The following is a 16,879-nucleotide window of genomic DNA, read 5'->3' on the forward strand; positions in this document are numbered from 1 at the left end:
CCCAAGAAGCCCCGCCGCAGCGAACCCCGAACGGTTTGAAACAAACGCGCTTGTAGTGAAAGGCCCGGCCCGAAGCCCCTCCATTACTTCCACTAAACCGGCGAGGGGCTGCCCTAAAAAAAAGAAGAAAAATTAGGAATACGCGATGGCTTTTACCGGTGAAATCTTGGTAATTAGATACGACGGAACCACTAAAACCAACAAACAAACGCCAATTGTAAGCAGATTAACCAATAAAATAAGCGGTACATTTAAAAAGACCGGCGCCACTTTAACATAGTAANGAAGAAAAATTAGGAATACGCGATGGCTTTTACCGGTGAAATCTTGGTAATTAGATACGACGGAACCACTAAAACCAACAAACAAACGCCAATTGTAAGCAGATTAACCAATAAAATAAGCGGTACATTTAAAAAGACCGGCGCCACTTTAACATAGTAACTGTCGGGATTTAACTCTACAAGTCCAAAATAATACTGCAAACCAACCGCCAATAAACCAAGAGCATTACCAATGAGCAAACCGCGACCAATCAAGAAAAAAGCTTGATAAATAAAAACTTTTCGAATAAACCAATTGCCCGCACCTAAAGCTTTTAGCATGCCAACTAATTTCGTTTTTTCTAAAATGAGCACCAATAAAGCTACACTCATATTAATGCTACACACGACAACCATAAAGCCAATAATCAGCATAATATTAAAGTCGAATAAAGCCATCCATTCGAATAAAAAACTATGACTCTTTAAAATCGTAACCGCATTGAGTGTCGACGGAATTTCCTCGTACACCGATTCGCCTATTTCTTTTAACCGATCAAAGTCGGAAACAAACAACTCAAAGTTGCCTACTTGATCGGCACTCCATTTATTCATGCGCTGAATGTGCTTCAAATCGCCAATGACATACGATTGATCAAAATCTTTGAATCCGCTATTGTAAATTCCTACCACATTGAAGCTGCGTCGAAATGGTTGTGTTGCCGCCGAATCGCGCATAAAAAAAGTCACAAACTTTGAACCCACTTTTAATCCCAATCGGTTTGCGAGATATTCCGACAACAAAACTTCGTTGCTCATTGCACTGCCGTACTTCGGCAACCTACCGGCAACGAGGTACTCGTCAAAATTATCCCACTTAAAATCAGTACCAACGCCTTTAAACACAATGCCCTCGAAAGCTTTCGGTGTACGTATTATTCCCGCTTTGGTGGCTACACCCTGAATATGCGTGACTTCGGGTATGGCAGTGAACGTCGGATAAAACGTTTGCTTGGTAGATATCGGATTTACCGACACCTTACTCTCGTTCTCATCAAAATTTGAAATCGAAATATGCCCATTAAACGCCGCAATTTTCTCTCTGATTTTACGTTGCAAACCAATGCCGCTGGCAATCGAAACGACCATCATTAGCATGCTTATCGCAATTGCCGAAATTGCAATTTTAATTATAGGACCAGATATACTATTTTTACGCCCTTTTGATTTGACGAGTCTAGATGCGATAAACAATGGCGTATTCACTAGAAGCACTATTTAAATTCGCGATAAAATTAGCCAAAACTGCCTTGAACACGAGATCGATTTTCCCGAAAGTACACAAAAACGCCTGGACTCTAGCGTCGGCCCTGCTATTGCTGATGCTAAACTATTCATGCACAACCGCAAAAACAAGCTTTGCTACAAAACCCGAGCACATAAATACTGTTGCTAAAGAACCCGAAATCATTGAAAGTATCGTTACGCAGGAGCCTCCAACCGAAATATTTGGTGTAGGTGCACTCAATTTCAATGGCTACAGCAAATTACTCGAAGGCAAGCGCGTGGGCGTACTCACCAACCAATCGGCTGTGGTGGAAGGCAAAAACTTGGTTGATTTCCTGATCGAAAAAGGCGTAAATCTTACCAAAATCTATGCGCCCGAACACGGTTTTAGAGGTACAGCCGACAACGGCGAACTCATCTCCGACGGCAAAGACTCTAAAACAAATCTACCGATCATCTCGCTGTACGGCGACAAAAAGAAACCTACTCCGGAGCAACTCGACGGCATCGACATTATGGTTTTCGATCTGCAAGACGTTGGCGTGCGCTTTTACACGTACATCAGTAGCTTGCACTATTTAATGGAAGCCTGTGCCGAAAAAGGCATTGCTGTGGTAGTTCTCGATCGTCCGAATCCGAATGGGAAGATTGTCGACGGACCCATACTCGAGCCCGAAAAAAAATCGTTTGTGGGCATGCATCCGGTGCCGGTTTTGCACGGAATGACCATCGGCGAATACGCGCGCATGATCAACGGCGAAGGCTGGTTGGCAAACGGAAAGAAATGCATGCTGTATGTAATTGCGTGTTCGGGTTACCTGCGCGACATGCCGTATTCGTTGCCGGTTCGCCCCTCGCCTAACCTTCCTAACGATCTTTCCATAAACCTGTACGCCTCACTGTGCTTGTTCGAAGGCACTAATGTGAGTGTGGGTCGGGGCACCGATAAGCAATTTCAAATCTTCGGTTCTCCGTATTTAAGTCGGTACACGTTTTGTTTCACTCCCGAACCGAATTTAGGCAGTAAAAACCCGCCTTACAACGGAAAAGATTGTTACGGCGAAGACTTGAGCGAGCACCCGTTTATCGATCGCCTTGAACTCAAATGGCTGCTGCAGGCGTATAAAGACACGCCCGATAAATCGAAATTCTTTACGTCGTATTTCGAGCGTCTGGCCGGAACTGCCAAATTGCAGCAACAAATCGAGAGCGGCATATCGGCGTCCGAAATTCGCGCGACCTGGGAAAGCGGCTTAATCGAATTCAAAAATCAGCGCCAGAAATACCTCATTTATCAATCGGCTTCGCTGTAGTTTTTTTTGGGCACATCCTGCCGCATGAAAACTCATCGAAGCGCATGCGGCAGGTCGGGCTGTACACTGCAATAAAACCGCTTGGGCGCTGTTTCAGCCAACGCATTCGGTCGGCTTCCGCTGGTCGCCACCCAAATTCGGGCTTCAATAGCGCCCAATCGGCTTTATTTCCGTTGCCATCCCTTGTGCGAAATCGTGCACAGAGAACGTTCCGTGTTAAAGTATCACTAATCTAGTAGGATGCCTAAAAACGAATGAGTAATTTGCTAACGTATCAAACCGTTACAGCTATGAAAAAAGCAGATTTCCTACTCAACCTTATGGATAAACTCCATGCGTTTGTCGACCAAATTAACTACTACATCGAAATCGGTCTCACGTATTTCGAAATCGCTAAATCTTGGGTGCAACAAATATTAGCGTATTTGCAAACCGCTATCGACAAACTAGTCGATTTTATTGGTGGCCGACAAGCAACCGAAGATTACTTGCAATTCCACGAAGAGGATTTGTTTGTCTAGAACTTACAGCGGTAACTTTTGTTTTAATGCCTCGACAATACGCAAGGTTGCCGGACAAACCAAGGTGTTTTGTGCTGTGAGTTCAGTAATTTGATGAAACTTCGGCCGATCGGTATGCGGATATTCGCGACACGCTTTCGGGCGGTGCTCGTAAATGGTACAATAATTTTCGGCATCCAAAAACACGCAAGGCACTTGTTGTAAAACCAAATCACCATCTTCATCGGTGCGCAAATACTGTTGTTCAAAAGCGGCTGGTTTCAAACGGAGTACTTTTGCGATACGCTCCACATCCGATTTGGTGAAAAGCGGTCCCGTTGTTTTACAACAATTGGCGCAAGTCAAGCAATCGGTGCGTTTAAATTCGGCATCGTGCAATTGCTGCATCACCGAATCTAATTTTGCCGGTGCTTTCTTTTTTAACTTTGAAAGATATTTTTTATTTTCACTAAATCTTTCGCGGGCCGTTTTTTCGAATGACTCCAAGGTTAATTTTTGCGCTAATTTAATACGGCGCCAGCAAATTCTCATCCATTGACAGATTTATTTGGTACTGCTTTGTCGGATTTCTTTTTCCACAAAAAGAAATTTCCTTTATACGCTTCGACATCTATTTCGGCTGCCGATCGCATTTCTATGAAATATTTGCTGCGCGACAACTTGCAAATGCCCGCTTTAGAACGCGATGCTTTGGCACGATGCTGCGGACGCATACTCGATTTGGGCTGTGGCGGCGGTTCGCATAGTTTGTATCTGCAAGAAAAAGGCGAGAATGTTGTAGCGTGCGATCGGTCCGAGCACATGGTTCGAGTAGCAACAGCGCGAGGCGTACTGCAAACCCATTTAGGCACGGCAACCGACTTTCCCAACTCGAGTTTTGATACCATTTTAATACTGATGAACGGCAGCGGTTTGGCCGGAACTTTAGAAAATTTGCCCCTTTTCTTACAGCAAGTTGCCCAAAAACTAACGCCTGGCGGCCAAATTTTGCTCGACAGCAGCGATTTAGCCTACATGTTTGCAGACGAGGAGGATGCGGAATCGATATTAAACGGAGAATCTTACTACGGAGAACTCGATTATCATTTGAGTTACCGCGGAGCACGCGAATCGTTTAAATGGCTGTACGTTGATTTTGAAACCTTACGCCAAAAAGCCGAAACGGTTGGTTTGATCGCCGAACGCGTTTTTGAAGGAAAGCATTTTGATTATCTCGCGAAAATTTACTGGGCAAACTGCTGATGGAAACGGCTGCAAAAACATATACACTCACTGATTTGGGCAACAGCCTAAAATCGGTCATTGAAAAAAAATATACCGGACGTTATTGGGTGGTGGCAGAAATAAACAAACTCAATTATTACCCGCATTCCGGACATGCGTACCCGGAATTGGTTGAAAAAAAAGACGGTAAAATCGTTGCGCAGTTTCGCGGGCAAATGTGGAAAAACGATTTTGACGTCGCAAACAATACATTTCTGGAGTTGTTAAACGAACCCATTCGAGACGGCATTAAAGTACTGATGTTGGTAAAAGTTGTTTTCGACGGCATGTACGGTTTGAGTTTACAGATTAAAGCAATAGATCCGAAGTACAGTTTAGGCGATTTGGAAGCAGAGAAAAACCTGACGCTTGCCAAACTGAAAAAAGAAGGTGTTTTTGAATCGAACAAAAGGAAAACGCTGCCTTTGGTACCGAAACGCTTAGCTGTAATTTCAGTAGAAAGTTCGAAAGGATACGCCGACTTTTTACAGATTTTGGCGCAATCGGGAGAGAACTACCATTTTGAACTACGCTTATTTCCATCGATTTTGCAAGGCGAACAAGCTGTTACGGGCATACAGCAACAATTGCGCGAGATTGCCAAAATACCACATGAATTCGATGCGGTAGCTATTATTCGCGGTGGTGGCGGCGATGTAGGTTTAAGTTGTTACAACAATTACGAACTTTCGCGGGCGGTAGCTACTTTTCCGCTGCCTGTTTTAACCGGAATCGGACATGCCACTAACTTAACCGTAACCGAATTGGTTGCACATACTAATGCGATTACGCCAACTAAACTTGCCGAATTATTACTGCAACACTTTCGCCGATTCGACGACGAGCTGGCAAGAGCTAAAGAGAAAATTCGTGCATTAACGGAAAAAATCCTACGCGAAAACGAACAAAGAATTGATGTGAACCGAAAATCGCTGATTGCAGCAACGAAATTGTTTACGACCCGATTGTTGGTGCAATTGCAACGACAGTCGGAAACATTTAAAGCAGTTACGAGCAGGCATTTGCAACGCAATTCGGGCAGCCTACACGAACTAAAAATGAAAATGCATTTTGCGACAGAAAAAACAATTGAAAACCAGCGCGGGAAGTTGGAAAAGTATGGCGGGACAGTTGCTGAGAAATCGGTTCGTAAGCTCGAAATGCAGCAGCAGGAGTTAACGCATTTGGAGCGAACCGTTGCAGTTTTGCATCCGCGGTCGGTGTTGCAACGCGGTTTTGCCTTGATTCGTGGAAACGGAAAAATAATTACGTCGGCTAAGAAGTTGAAATCCGGTCAGGAATTGGAAATCGAACTTTTTGACGGCACAGTACAAACGAAATTGATTGAAAAAAATGAAAACGAAGCACGTTGAAATTACCTATACGGAAGCATTTGAAGAGTTAAATCGGTTGGTTTTGGAGATGGAACGCGGGGAAATTGCCGTTGACGTGCTGTCGGAAAAAGTGGCGCGCGCAGGCTTACTGATCAAAATTTGCAAAGCGAAGTTAACGGAAACGGAAGCCTCGGTTTCGGCCTTGTTGAAGGAACTAGAATAGGTAACGACTTTTTGATAACGATTTTTGGGTAACGATTGCCGCGGCCGCGATTGAAACGAAAAGCGCGCAAAGTAGCAAAACCAGCAGTTTACAATAATGCAAGGCGACCTAAGAAGCCCTTGCAGTTTGAAATACTCATGTTAAAATGCGGTTTTGCTACTGCGTACTTGTAGTGGAAAGCGCGAATTGCCGCCCAAAAACATAGCGAGGGACTTTAAGGAATATTCAAGAATTTGTGCGTTTGCAAAGAGATGCGCCATTTGGGATTTTGCATCACGTAATCGACGATTTGCGGTGTCATTTCATCGCGTTTACTCCACTCGGGCTGCAAGAAGAGTATCGCATTTGGATTGGTTTTTGCGGCCTGTTCTTCGGCAAATTTGAAATCGTTTTTATTGTAAACGATAACTTTTAATTCATTTGCTTTTTGATACACTTCATCAACGGGCAGTTTTGTTTTCTTGGGCGAGAGGCAAATCCAGTCCCAGTTTCCGGTAAGTGCATAGGCGCCGCTGGTTTCGATGTGAATTTGCATGCCGGCATTTTTGAGTGCTTGCGTAAGCGGATTCATGTCCCACATGAGCGGTTCGCCCCCAGTAACGACAATGGTTTTAGAGAATCGGGCGGCTTCGGTCACGATATTTTCAACGGAAGTGGGCGGATGTAAATCGGCGTTCCAACTTTCCTTAACGTCGCACCAATGGCAACCTACATCGCAGCCACCTACTCGGATGAAATACGCTGGTGTTCCGGTGTGATAACCTTCGCCTTGCACAGTATAAAAGGCCTCCATTAGCGGTAATTGCAAACCGAGATTCACTTGTTCTTGTATTTCAGAAGGTAATGCCATAGTTGTAAAAAAGCCTGCAAATATAGGTCAATTCTTTGGTTTTAATCCTTTGAAGCGCCGGATTTATAGAAACTTCAATTCATAAAAAAAGCCGATCGTTGCGACCGGCTTTTCAGTGATACTTGTTCAGATTATTTCAGCAACTTAATGGTATTGAGTGCTGTTTCGTCGGCTGGATCGAGTGCGAGTACTTTTTCGAAGTATTCTTTCGCTTTAACTTTATCGGTTTTAGCGTAAACAATTCCGATGTTGTTGTATGCCTCGATAAATTTCTTTTTGTTTGATTCTTTGGCTACTTCTGCAGCTCCTTTAGCGGTAACTACTTTTACGTACTCTTCGTAGTTTTTAACCATTTCGGCTTCAGCAGCTGGATCGTTCGGGATCAAAGAATTAACGCGTGCTTTGTAGATGTAAGCATCTTGTGTATTGGGACTTTCGGCAATTACGTTTGCGAAAGCGGTATCGGCTTTTTTAAGCGCTGGAATATCCATTTGACCTTCTTCTTTATTAGCGTTCGAGAAGTACAAAGCATATCCTAGGTAGAAATTGTCGTACAAGAAGTTACGCGATTTTGGGTTGGTTGTTGCAATTTCATAGATCGCAGCTGCTTCTTTATACAATTTAAGATCGAAGAATTTCTTACCAAAATCGTTCAGTTCGTTTGCCATTGCTGGGTCCATTTCTACACCTTTGCGGATATCGGCGATACCGGCATTGAACAGCGATTCTTCGATGGTGTGTGTATCTTTACCGTCGGCACCGGGTGTAGTCTTTAAAGACTTCTGCGTTTTAGCCAAACCTAAGAATAAGTAATCGCGACCGATGATTTTGGCTTTATCTTTTGAGAAGAAGTCGTTTAAAGCAGTAATGGCGGCATCTACATTTCCGTTTTGGTAGGCCGAGTAACCGAGGTAACGCAATATTCTTGGATTTACCTTATCGAGTTTTTGCATTGCTGACGCTTCTGCTTCGAGGCCTTTGTAATCTTTGGTAAGTACTAGGAAGTCGGCGTGACGCATTCTTGAATCCAAGGAATAGTCGGTCATACTCATATACTTCTCGTAGTATTCGATTGCTTTCTTGTTGTATTCGGCGTACTTAGGCTTGTCGTTTAGCGCCCACACATAGTAGGTTTCGGCAAGTTCGCGAAAAGCAGGCCCGTAATTTGGGTTAGCTGCAAGAATGTTGTCGAAATCGGCTTTTGCTTCATTAAATGCGCGAGAACCTTTTTTAAGCACACCTAACTGCAATTTGGCACGAAGGAGCGTTGGATCGGTATCCGCGGCGTTTCTATAAGCAGAAAATGCTTCGTTTACGTTTTTATCGCCAAGCAGTGCATCGCCGAGTGCCAATTGCACTTGCGGATTTGTTGGAGCTATTTCTTTAGCCTTGTTCAAGTACTCCAAGGCTTTTTTGTAATCCGGATTGGTTGAATTGGTGTATGCTTTTCCGATGTACATCAACTCTTCGTAATCTTTTTTACGAGCTACTTCGAGCGCTTTGTTGAAGTTAGCAAGCGCACCGGATGTGTTGCTGTTGTCGAGGTCGACTTGACCTAAACCGATGTAGTTAAAATTTGGATTTGTTTTAACTGTAATACCTGTCTTGAATGTCGCTACAGCAGAGTCCTGAATTTTTTGCATCAGGTACACATTTCCTAAAATTAGGTATGCTTTACCCTGATCTGGCTTAGCGGCAATAGCGGCTTTAAGCATCTTTTTAGCTTTTTCGAACTGTTCAGCTTCGATGGCTTTTTTAGCTTGTTCGATATCTTGTGCAAAGGCACCGCTAGCTAGAGCGATTAATCCGATGCTAAATAATCTCATCTTGTTCATACCTAATTAATTTTAATTTTTGATAATTTTCTTTCTCGTTGCAATTATTCTTGGAGGAATCTGTACGGGAACCAAACCTGATTTCAGAACGATTCGCTGACCGATGTCTCCTGCGATAAATGAGGCAAATCCCATACCTAAACCCGGCCGACCTTGATAATTTAACAGATAGAGCGTTCGTGAAAACGGATATAAACCCTCGGCGATATTGGCCTGATTGGGTTTAAAATAGTTTTCGCGCCTATCTGCTTTTTTAACACTTTTTACCGCCATGGCTCGAAGTTTCGGCAGGATTTGTTCAAACTCGAAAGATGGCGAAAGTACGCGATTTAGCGGTAATACGCCAATGGCATTCTCATTTTTTAGCAGATAATTAGCTACATCGAGTTCCGTTTCGAAACCGGATACGTTTGCCGATTCGAGTTTAGTGATGTTTGCTTTGCGTTTGATGTTTTCCAAAAGACTCAAGTCGGCATTGCAAAACACGAGTCGTTTGTTATCAACGTTTTGACCTTTTACGAGCTCATACACTGCCTCTTCTTTCAAGAGCGTGTCGGACACCGTTCTTGCTTGAAAGAAGACTAAGGCATCGAATGCAAAAAAAATGATCTTTCCGTTGATGTTCTTCTTCTTGAATGCCTGCTCTTCGGCAGCTGATAGTCGGCGTGGAAGAAATGCGATTCGATTTTTATCGGCCGACATGTTTGCGCTGATTTGCGACTCGGTTGCAGGAATTAGCGTAATGTTAGCTTGATATTGGCTTTCAAAAACTTGTTCTTGTTCTTCAACAATAGGCAACATTGAGTTTTCTACCAGAATACTAACCTTACCTTTAAGAATGGTATCCGTTGTTGGTTCTTTAGAATTACCACAAGCAATTGTCAGTGCAAGGATTGCGATATAGAAAAATGACTTCATGGTGTTACTTATATTGTTGAAACAATCTGATGAATCTGAAAAAAGCGTAGATGATAAGCACCGAGCCTAAGAGGATTCGGTAATTATCGGAAATGTTAAACGGTATTGATTTTAGGAAAATAATCATAAGACCTAAAACGAGGTATGCTATAAAAAACAGAATACCTATAACGAACAGAAATCGCTGTTGTAGCGATTTCTGTGGTTTACCATTTGAATTTTTAAGTGCGTTCACTATTCCGGTGCCTGAATCGATATAGGAAGCGAGTAAAGTACACGAACGTTTTTACCATTTTGTACACCAGGCTTCCACTTCGGACATTTTTTTAAGACCCTCATCGTTTCCGCTTTTGTTCCACTACCAATATCACGCAAGACTTTTATATCAGTTAGGGAACCATCCTTCTCTACAACGAATTGAACATATATTTTCCCTGACGTTTCAAGTCCCTCAGGAACGTTGAAATTATTTTGTATGAATTCATAGAATTTCTTCATACCACCTGGAAAATCTGGTTTTACTTCAACAGCGTTGTACACCGTATTATCTTCAACCACTTTAGAATCGGCTGGACCGTCTCCACTTGGTTCTTCGATCACGATTCGACCGTCGTCCTGACCCTTAACGTCTTTTGCACCAACGTTTTTGTCTTTAAGTTCTTCGATAGTTTTAATTTCTTCAACTACTTCTTCCCTTCTAACGACTTTAGGTTTTACGAATTTCACCTCATCGATTTTCGGAGCTGGTGGTGGCGGTGGTGGTGGTGGAACCAAGGGTTTATCTGGCGGTGGTGGAGCAAGTTTAGCCATATCGACCATCGTCACTTTCTCTTCTTCTTCCGCCTCTTTTCCGTCGGGTAACCAACCGGGGATTCCAACTGCAAGCATGAAACCTACGCCACCGATAAGTAGCGCAAGCATCGTAATTCTCGGATTCTTTTTACGCAATTCGTATGCTCCGTATTCTTTGTTTCGACCTTCAAAAACTAGGTCGAGCCATTTCTGTCTATAGATATCTAATTTCATAACTACTTCAATTTTGCCTGTAAGACAGATTATTTAAATAGAGCGGATTCTTCTTTGGTGATATCGACAATTGCATAAGTAGGAACTTTACAAATTGCCATTTCATCAAGGATATCGACTAAGTTCTTGTAAGTTGATTTCTTATCCGCTTTAATTAATACGATCAATCCTTTTTTAGGATCGCCCATAAATTGCGGCACAGAAACCATCTTCTCAAGAATTTGTTTGCGAATACCTTCTTTACCGTAAGTAAAATCTTTTACCGCCTCGATAGGGTCATTAAGTTGCCCCATGTAGCTTTTTAATTTTCCATCCGGACCGATCACGATGTTCATGGTACGCTCCTGAGCAATTTTAATCTCTAGTTCTTGTTTATCATCTTTATCAGGCATACCTAAATCCATAGATTGAGGTTTTGATAAAGAAGTTGTTAGCATGAAGAAGGTGATTAACAAAAACGCTAAATCCACCATCGCGGTTAAGTCAACCTTCGAGTTTTGTTTCTTACTGCGAACTTTCTTTTTGCCTTTGCCGCCGTCGTCGCCGCCGGTATTTAATTCAGCCATTTTAGTTTCTTATTAAAAGTTATCGCTTCTCAGTCCGGTTACCAAGTTAAACTTGTTCACTTCCTGATCTTGAAGAATATCCATCACTTCTTTAATTTGTGGATACTGTTCCTTTGCATCGCCTTTGATAGCGAAGTTTAGTTGCTTCTGATTTACTTCTGCATTTGCGTTACGCGCAGCACGAACCCAATCAGCCAACTGGTTATCTAGAGAATCGTGCGGAATACCCTTTTGCAAACCTTTTTGGTTGCGCTCCGATGAAGTCAGGTTAATCAAGACTTTCAACTGGTTGGCAGGAACCCCGAACTCTTCCATCAAACTGAAGCGTTTTTTCTCTTCTTCAGTAAAAGACAGTCTATACTTTTCCGCGATTTTCTCTAAAGTATTGATGCGTACTTCTGGCGATTTCACACCAAAAAACACCTTACCACTATCACCAATTGTGATGATAGCTAGATCTGTATCAGGCAATTTTACTTGAACCGTTGAGTTGGGTGTTTCCACCGGTAGCGGTTCGGGTTGTTTTGCCGTTGCGGTTAAGATAAAGAATGTCAGCAATAAAAACGCAACGTCGCACATCGCAGTCATGTCGATTGCCGTTACCTTTTTTGACATTTTAACTTTAGCCATTTTTTATCTTTTTGAGATTATATTATAAAAATTAACCTCTTAAGCTTCCTTTAAATCTTCTGTAAGTTGCTACGATTGTAGAACCTGCTTCGTCAATTGAATACGTTAATGTATCGATTTTAGATGTGAAGAAGTTGTAAGTGATGATCGCAAGGGCAGATGTAGAGATACCTGTTGCTGTGTTGATAAGAGCCTCAGAGATACCGTTTGCAAGAGCTGCTTGGTCTGGAGTACCTGAAGTTGCTAACGCCCCAAACGCCGTGATCATACCCATTACCGTTCCAAGAAGACCCGCAAGTGTACCTAACGATACCAAAGTCGACAAGATAGTTAGGTTTTTCTCCAACATTGGCATTTCTAATGAAGTAGCTTCTTCGATTTCTTTTTGAATAGTTTCAGTAGCTGCTTCGCTGTCAAAACCTTCTTTCTTCACCTCGTTGTATTTGATAAGAGCTGCTTTAATTGCATTTGCCACAGAACCTTTCTGCTTGTCGCAATCTGCAATAGCACCATCGATGTTTCCAGAGCTGATGTTTGTTTGAACCGACTTCATAAACTTGTCTAAGTTTCCAGTACCAGCTGCCTTAGAAATTATGAAGAAACGCTCGATAGAGAACACAAGTACCATCAACAATAATCCCATCAAAACAGGTACAATCTTTCCTCCTTTGTAAACCATTGCTAAGTAGTTTCCTGGTAGCGGGTGCCCTTCTGGGTCGCCTCCTTCAAAGTTATCTGGATTACCCATGATAAACTTCCAAATAATTGTACCAATTACAATACAGGCTACAATTACAATTGCGGAAAAGAGGTTTCCACCATTTGATCCTGATTCTTTCTTCGCTGCACCAGCGTTTGTTGCATTTGCCATCTTAAAATAATTTAGTTTTTAATTTTTGTACTTATGTAACTATTGAGTAAAAAGGTTAATCTTTCAATATATGAAAGCGACAAATTTATATTTTTAGCTTAGATAAAAAAACAAAAATGCATTTTTTTAAACAGCAAAAATTATCAAAGTTTGCCGACAGGAACCAAAACTTTTTCGGATTTTCACCGATATTTTTGCATTTATAGCTGTTTTTTAGCAAGTCGGTTGCAAGAATATCATTCATTTTAATAACTATAAACGACTTAATTTAATGATAATATAACATTGCGTTGTAATTGCAACAAAAACCCTGCATCTTTATAACGCCGTTCCATTAAAACTATTGTGCAAACTAAATTATGAGTAATCAAGACTTTATACAAACAATACAGACCGGATACACTTTCAAAGGTGCTGCCATCCAAATTGGCGCCGGAATTTTCCTAGGTGAAGTGCTTTCCGAAGCCGCAGTTCAAATTCCATTAAAAACGTTTAACCGCCATGGACTCATCGCAGGAGCTACCGGAACCGGAAAAACAAAAACCATACAAGTACTTTGCGAACAACTAAGTGCACAAAGTGTTCCTGTTTTAATGATGGACATCAAAGGCGATTTTAGTGGCATTGCTGTGCCCGGCGAAGCCAAAGATTTCATTGTCGAACGACACAGCAAACTCGGCATTCCTTTCCAACCAAACGGATTTCCCGTCGAATTTCTAACACTATCAGAAAATACTGGTCTTCCCTTACGCGCAACGGTTTCTGAATTCGGACCCGTACTTTTTAGTCGGATTTTAGATCTAAACGACACCCAAGCCGGCGTTGTTTCAGTAATTTTCAAATACTGCGACGACCAAAAATGGGGACTCATCGATTTGCAAGATTTCAAAAAAGTGTTGCAGTTCATTACCGAAGAAGGAAAAGAAGAAATCGAAGCTTCGTACGGGAAAATCGCCGCTTCAACAACAGGAACTATTCTTCGAAAAATTATCGAACTCGAACAGCAAGGCGGGACTTCTTTCTTCGGAGAAGTTTCTTTCGACGTCAACGACCTGATGCGACACGACGAAACCGGACGCGGGATCATCAACATCTTACGACTTCAAGACATACAAGACAAACCCAAACTGTTCTCGACCTTTATGTTGAGTTTGTTGGCCGAGCTCTACCAAAATTTGCCCGAACGCGGCGACCTCGACCAACCCGAATTAGTTTTGTTTATCGACGAAGCGCATCTCATTTTTAACGAAGCTTCCAAAACACTTCTCGACCAAATTGAAACCATTATCAAGCTCATTCGTTCGAAAGGCGTTGGGATTTTCTTTATCACGCAAAATCCAACCGACATACCCGCGGCCGTACTGGCCCAATTGGGATTAAAGATTCAACATGCTTTACGGGCATTTACCGCAAACGATCGGAAAGCCATAAAAGCTACAGCCGAAAACTATCCCGAAACCCATTTTTACGATACGGCTGAAATGCTCACACAACTCGGTATTGGCGAAGCGTTTGTGACCGCCTTGAACGAAAAAGGTATTCCAACACCGCTCGTTGCAACGATGTTACGTGCCCCCGAAAGCCGCATGAATGTTTTAACCGACAGCGAATTGGTTTCTTTAGCTTCGCAATCAAAACTCATTGCCAAATACCGCGATCGGATTGAGTCGGAAAGTGCGTACGAAATTCTCGAAAAGCGTTTGCAACAAGCGCAAGAAACTGTGGAAGAACCGCAATCTAAAAGAGCTGAATCAACCAACGAACCGATGAGTCAGACCACAAAATCAGTCATTAAAGTTTTAACGAGCGCCACCTTTATTCGCGGTGCTTTTAGCATACTTTCAAAAATCCTGAAGTAATCTTATGAAAGCAGTTTATACCGTTTTACTTCTACTCGTAGCGAACGTATTCATGACGTTTGCTTGGTACGGGCATCTAAAATTCAAGGAATGGAAATGGCTGGAGTCGCCCGGATTAATTAGCATCGTACTCATTTCATGGGGATTTGCCTTATTCGAGTACTTTTTTCAAGTTCCGGCAAACCGAATCGGATACCAAGAAAACGGCGGTCCGTTTAATTTAATGCAGTTAAAAGTGATACAAGAAGTGATCACGCTGGTTGTATTTGTGGTGTTTTCTACGGTTTTTTTCAAAAACGAAACTTTAAAATGGAATCATCTTGCGGCCTTTGCTTGCATTATCTTAGCCGTATATTTTATCTTTAAAAAATGAGTGAAATTGCCATTCAAAAACAACCTTTCCGTGTTCCGATGACCGACGGAAAGATCATCGACGAGCATTTTGGTTTAGCTACGCTTGCCGTCGGAAATTTATCTCTGGCGCGCATGGTGGCTCCACCGGGCTGGTCGGAACCACACCAAACACCCGAATTCGACGAATACACTTTGGTTATTTCCGGCCGTAAACAAATCGAAACCGAGAACGGCGTAATCGTCCTTGCAGCTAACGAATCGGTTTTCATTCCAAAAGGCAACCGCATTCGTTATTCCAATCCGTTCGACGTGCCTTGCGAATACGTCTCGGTATGTACACCGCCTTTTTCCATACAAAACGTTAACAGAGAAGATTAGTTTTTCAGGCTGTTTTATCTTTGTGAAAACTATTCGACATGAAACAAAGAGTCGTTATCCTCGGAGCAGGTTTCGCAGGATTAGAACTAGCACAAAAGCTCGAAAACACTGATTACGATGTTCTTTTAATCGACAAAAATAACTACCACCAGTTTCAACCGTTGATGTATCAAGTGGCATCGGCGCGACTGGAACCGGCGTCCATTTCTTTTCCTCTTCGCAAAGTTTTCCAACATTCAAAAAACGTGCGCATTCGCATTGCGGAAATCCGACATATCGATACCGAAAACAAAACGGTAAAAACGTCTATTTCCGACTTCCCGTACGACATTCTCGTTGTGGCTTTGGGTTGCACCACCAACTATTTCGGAAATAAAGAATTAGAATCGCATGCATTTCCCATGAAATCGGTTCCTGAGGCCATACAATTGCGCAACCGCATTTTGCAAACGTTTGAAGATGCACTCGTTGCCAAACCCGAGGAATTACAAGCTTTGCTAAACTTTGTGATTGTGGGCGGCGGACCCACCGGCGTTGAGCTGGCTGGTGCTTTGGCAGAAATGAAGCAAAACGTACTTCCGAAAGATTATCCGGATAAAGATTTTTCGAAATTGGCCGTTTATCTGGTAGAAAGTTCCGCCAATGTATTGGATGTGATGAGTGCCGACAGTCAGCGGGTTTCGCGGAAATATCTCGAAGACTTAGGTGTTATCGTAAAAACGTCGAGTTTTGTGACGAACTACGACGGCGAATTGGTGACCTTAAAATCGGGGGAAACGATTGCTGCTAAAAACGTGATTTGGGCCGCCGGAATTACCGCAAATCAGATTAGCGGATTGGAAAACGCCGAGCGTACACGCGGCAACCGATTTGTTGTAAACCGCTACAACGCACTGCCGAACTACGACAATATTTACGCCTTGGGCGATATTGCGGCAATGACTACGCCCAAGTATCCGAACACGCATCCGCAAGTGGCGAGTGTAGCCATTCAGCAAGCCAAGACTTTAGCCGAAAATCTTAAAAACCAATTGCAAGGCAAGCAAAAAGTTGAGTTTGAGTATTTCGACAAAGGTTCGATGGCTACAATTGGAAAACGCAAGGCGGTGGTCGATTTACCCAACTTCAGTTTTCAAGGGCGCATCGCTTGGTTAGCGTGGATGTTTATTCACCTCATGCTCATCCTTTCGGTCAAAAACAAACTCTCCATTTTTGTAAACTGGGCGTTCAGCTATTTCAGCAACGACAGTACACTCCGGGTTTTATTACGACCCGCAAGCAAGGTAAAACCCGCTCATTTAGAAGGGAAAGTTATTTAATTTTTTGGGCGCGCCGGCAAAAGTATGTAGTAGAAATACCGTGTGCTTTTGCCGTCCTGCTTTCCGCTG

The 16,879-nt window shown here is 42.7% G+C and carries 19 protein-coding genes; 10 read left to right on the plus strand and 9 right to left on the minus strand.

Annotation, left to right across the window (positions count from 1 at the left end):
• Positions 1-145: 145 nt before the first annotated feature.
• Entirely contained in the window at positions 146-280 is a 135-nt protein-coding gene (locus tag CHX27_RS15900) for a hypothetical protein (protein WP_317048275.1), read from the plus strand.
• Between the two features lie 13 nt (positions 281-293).
• Here CHX27_RS15900 and CHX27_RS06780 read toward each other — a convergent pair whose 3' ends face one another.
• A complete protein-coding gene (locus CHX27_RS06780; protein WP_094486007.1) occupies positions 294-1,529 on the minus strand; it encodes an ABC transporter permease in 1,236 nt (411 codons plus the stop codon).
• A 116-nt stretch (positions 1,530-1,645) separates the two neighbouring features.
• Here CHX27_RS06780 and CHX27_RS06785 point away from each other — a divergent pair, with 116 nt between their 5' ends.
• Together CHX27_RS06785 and CHX27_RS06790 are read left to right on the plus strand one after the other, a co-directional pair.
• A complete protein-coding gene (locus tag CHX27_RS06785) occupies positions 1,646-2,863 on the plus strand; it encodes an exo-beta-N-acetylmuramidase NamZ family protein (protein WP_094486008.1) in 1,218 nt (405 codons plus the stop codon).
• Between the two features lie 290 nt (positions 2,864-3,153).
• Complete coding sequence (locus CHX27_RS06790) at positions 3,154-3,384, plus strand: hypothetical protein (RefSeq protein WP_094486009.1); 231 nt, start codon at positions 3,154-3,156, stop codon at positions 3,382-3,384.
• Positions 3,385-3,387: 3 nt separating this feature from the next.
• Here the strand turns inward: CHX27_RS06790 and CHX27_RS06795 are convergent, their stop codons facing one another.
• Positions 3,388-3,915, minus strand: coding sequence for a YkgJ family cysteine cluster protein (locus tag CHX27_RS06795; protein ID WP_094486010.1), 528 nt, complete (start codon positions 3,913-3,915; stop codon positions 3,388-3,390).
• A gap of 3 nt (positions 3,916-3,918) precedes the next feature.
• Here CHX27_RS06795 and CHX27_RS06800 point away from each other — a divergent pair, with 3 nt between their 5' ends.
• Genes CHX27_RS06800 through xseB form a run of 3 tightly spaced genes read left to right on the plus strand, consistent with a single transcriptional unit; the run spans position 3,919 to position 6,204 of the window.
• Entirely contained in the window at positions 3,919-4,626 is a 708-nt protein-coding gene (locus CHX27_RS06800) for a class I SAM-dependent methyltransferase (protein WP_133063432.1), read from the plus strand.
• The gene (gene xseA / locus CHX27_RS06805; RefSeq protein WP_094486012.1) at positions 4,626-6,020 is read left to right on the plus strand and encodes an exodeoxyribonuclease VII large subunit; all 1,395 of its coding nucleotides are present in this window, start codon (positions 4,626-4,628) and stop codon (positions 6,018-6,020) included. The genes CHX27_RS06800 and xseA overlap by 1 nt, the downstream gene beginning before the upstream one ends.
• On the plus strand, positions 6,001-6,204 hold the full coding sequence (gene xseB, locus CHX27_RS06810; RefSeq protein WP_094486013.1) for an exodeoxyribonuclease VII small subunit: 204 nt from the start codon (positions 6,001-6,003) through the stop codon (positions 6,202-6,204). Before xseA ends, xseB begins: the two co-directional genes overlap by 20 nt.
• Positions 6,205-6,418: 214 nt before the next feature.
• On the opposite strand, the gene CHX27_RS06815 is transcribed toward xseB, so the two are convergent.
• The 7 genes from CHX27_RS06815 to CHX27_RS06850 all read right to left on the minus strand — a co-directional run bounded on the left by CHX27_RS06815 (position 6,419) and on the right by CHX27_RS06850 (position 12,900).
• Positions 6,419-7,054: a 7-carboxy-7-deazaguanine synthase QueE gene (locus CHX27_RS06815; RefSeq protein ID WP_094486014.1), complete on the minus strand. Its 636-nt coding sequence runs from the start codon at positions 7,052-7,054 to the stop codon at positions 6,419-6,421.
• 131 nt (positions 7,055-7,185) lie between these two features.
• Positions 7,186-8,889 carry a tetratricopeptide repeat protein gene (locus CHX27_RS06820; protein WP_094486015.1) on the minus strand — a complete coding sequence of 568 codons (1,704 nt, stop codon included), beginning with the start codon at positions 8,887-8,889 and terminating at the stop codon, positions 7,186-7,188.
• A 12-nt stretch (positions 8,890-8,901) separates the two neighbouring features.
• Positions 8,902-9,807, minus strand: coding sequence for a PstS family phosphate ABC transporter substrate-binding protein (locus CHX27_RS06825; protein WP_094486016.1), 906 nt, complete (start codon positions 9,805-9,807; stop codon positions 8,902-8,904).
• 234 nt (positions 9,808-10,041) lie between these two features.
• Positions 10,042-10,833, minus strand: a complete 792-nt coding sequence (locus CHX27_RS06835) for an energy transducer TonB (RefSeq protein WP_094486018.1) — start codon at positions 10,831-10,833, stop codon at positions 10,042-10,044.
• 29 nt (positions 10,834-10,862) lie between these two features.
• On the minus strand, positions 10,863-11,399 hold the full coding sequence (locus CHX27_RS06840; RefSeq protein WP_094486019.1) for an ExbD/TolR family protein: 537 nt from the start codon (positions 11,397-11,399) through the stop codon (positions 10,863-10,865).
• Between the two features lie 12 nt (positions 11,400-11,411).
• Positions 11,412-12,029 carry an ExbD/TolR family protein gene (locus CHX27_RS06845; RefSeq protein ID WP_094486020.1) on the minus strand — a complete coding sequence of 206 codons (618 nt, stop codon included), beginning with the start codon at positions 12,027-12,029 and terminating at the stop codon, positions 11,412-11,414.
• A gap of 31 nt (positions 12,030-12,060) precedes the next feature.
• Positions 12,061-12,900: a MotA/TolQ/ExbB proton channel family protein gene (locus CHX27_RS06850; RefSeq protein WP_094486021.1), complete on the minus strand. Its 840-nt coding sequence runs from the start codon at positions 12,898-12,900 to the stop codon at positions 12,061-12,063.
• A gap of 359 nt (positions 12,901-13,259) precedes the next feature.
• Between CHX27_RS06850 and CHX27_RS06855 the strand changes: the two genes are divergently transcribed.
• Genes CHX27_RS06855 through CHX27_RS06870 form a run of 4 tightly spaced genes read left to right on the plus strand, consistent with a single transcriptional unit; the run spans position 13,260 to position 16,810 of the window.
• A complete protein-coding gene (locus CHX27_RS06855) occupies positions 13,260-14,759 on the plus strand; it encodes a helicase HerA-like domain-containing protein (protein WP_094486022.1) in 1,500 nt (499 codons plus the stop codon).
• Between the two features lie 4 nt (positions 14,760-14,763).
• A complete protein-coding gene (locus CHX27_RS06860) occupies positions 14,764-15,132 on the plus strand; it encodes a DMT family protein (RefSeq protein ID WP_094486023.1) in 369 nt (122 codons plus the stop codon).
• On the plus strand, positions 15,129-15,491 hold the full coding sequence (locus CHX27_RS06865; RefSeq protein ID WP_094486024.1) for a cupin domain-containing protein: 363 nt from the start codon (positions 15,129-15,131) through the stop codon (positions 15,489-15,491). The genes CHX27_RS06860 and CHX27_RS06865 overlap by 4 nt, the downstream gene beginning before the upstream one ends.
• A gap of 38 nt (positions 15,492-15,529) precedes the next feature.
• On the plus strand, positions 15,530-16,810 hold the full coding sequence (locus tag CHX27_RS06870) for an NAD(P)/FAD-dependent oxidoreductase (protein WP_094486025.1): 1,281 nt from the start codon (positions 15,530-15,532) through the stop codon (positions 16,808-16,810).
• Positions 16,811-16,879 lie beyond the last annotated feature (69 nt).

This window comes from Flavobacterium aurantiibacter (assembly GCF_002251775.1).
GTDB classification, from domain to species: domain Bacteria; phylum Bacteroidota; class Bacteroidia; order Flavobacteriales; family Flavobacteriaceae; genus Flavobacterium; species Flavobacterium aurantiibacter.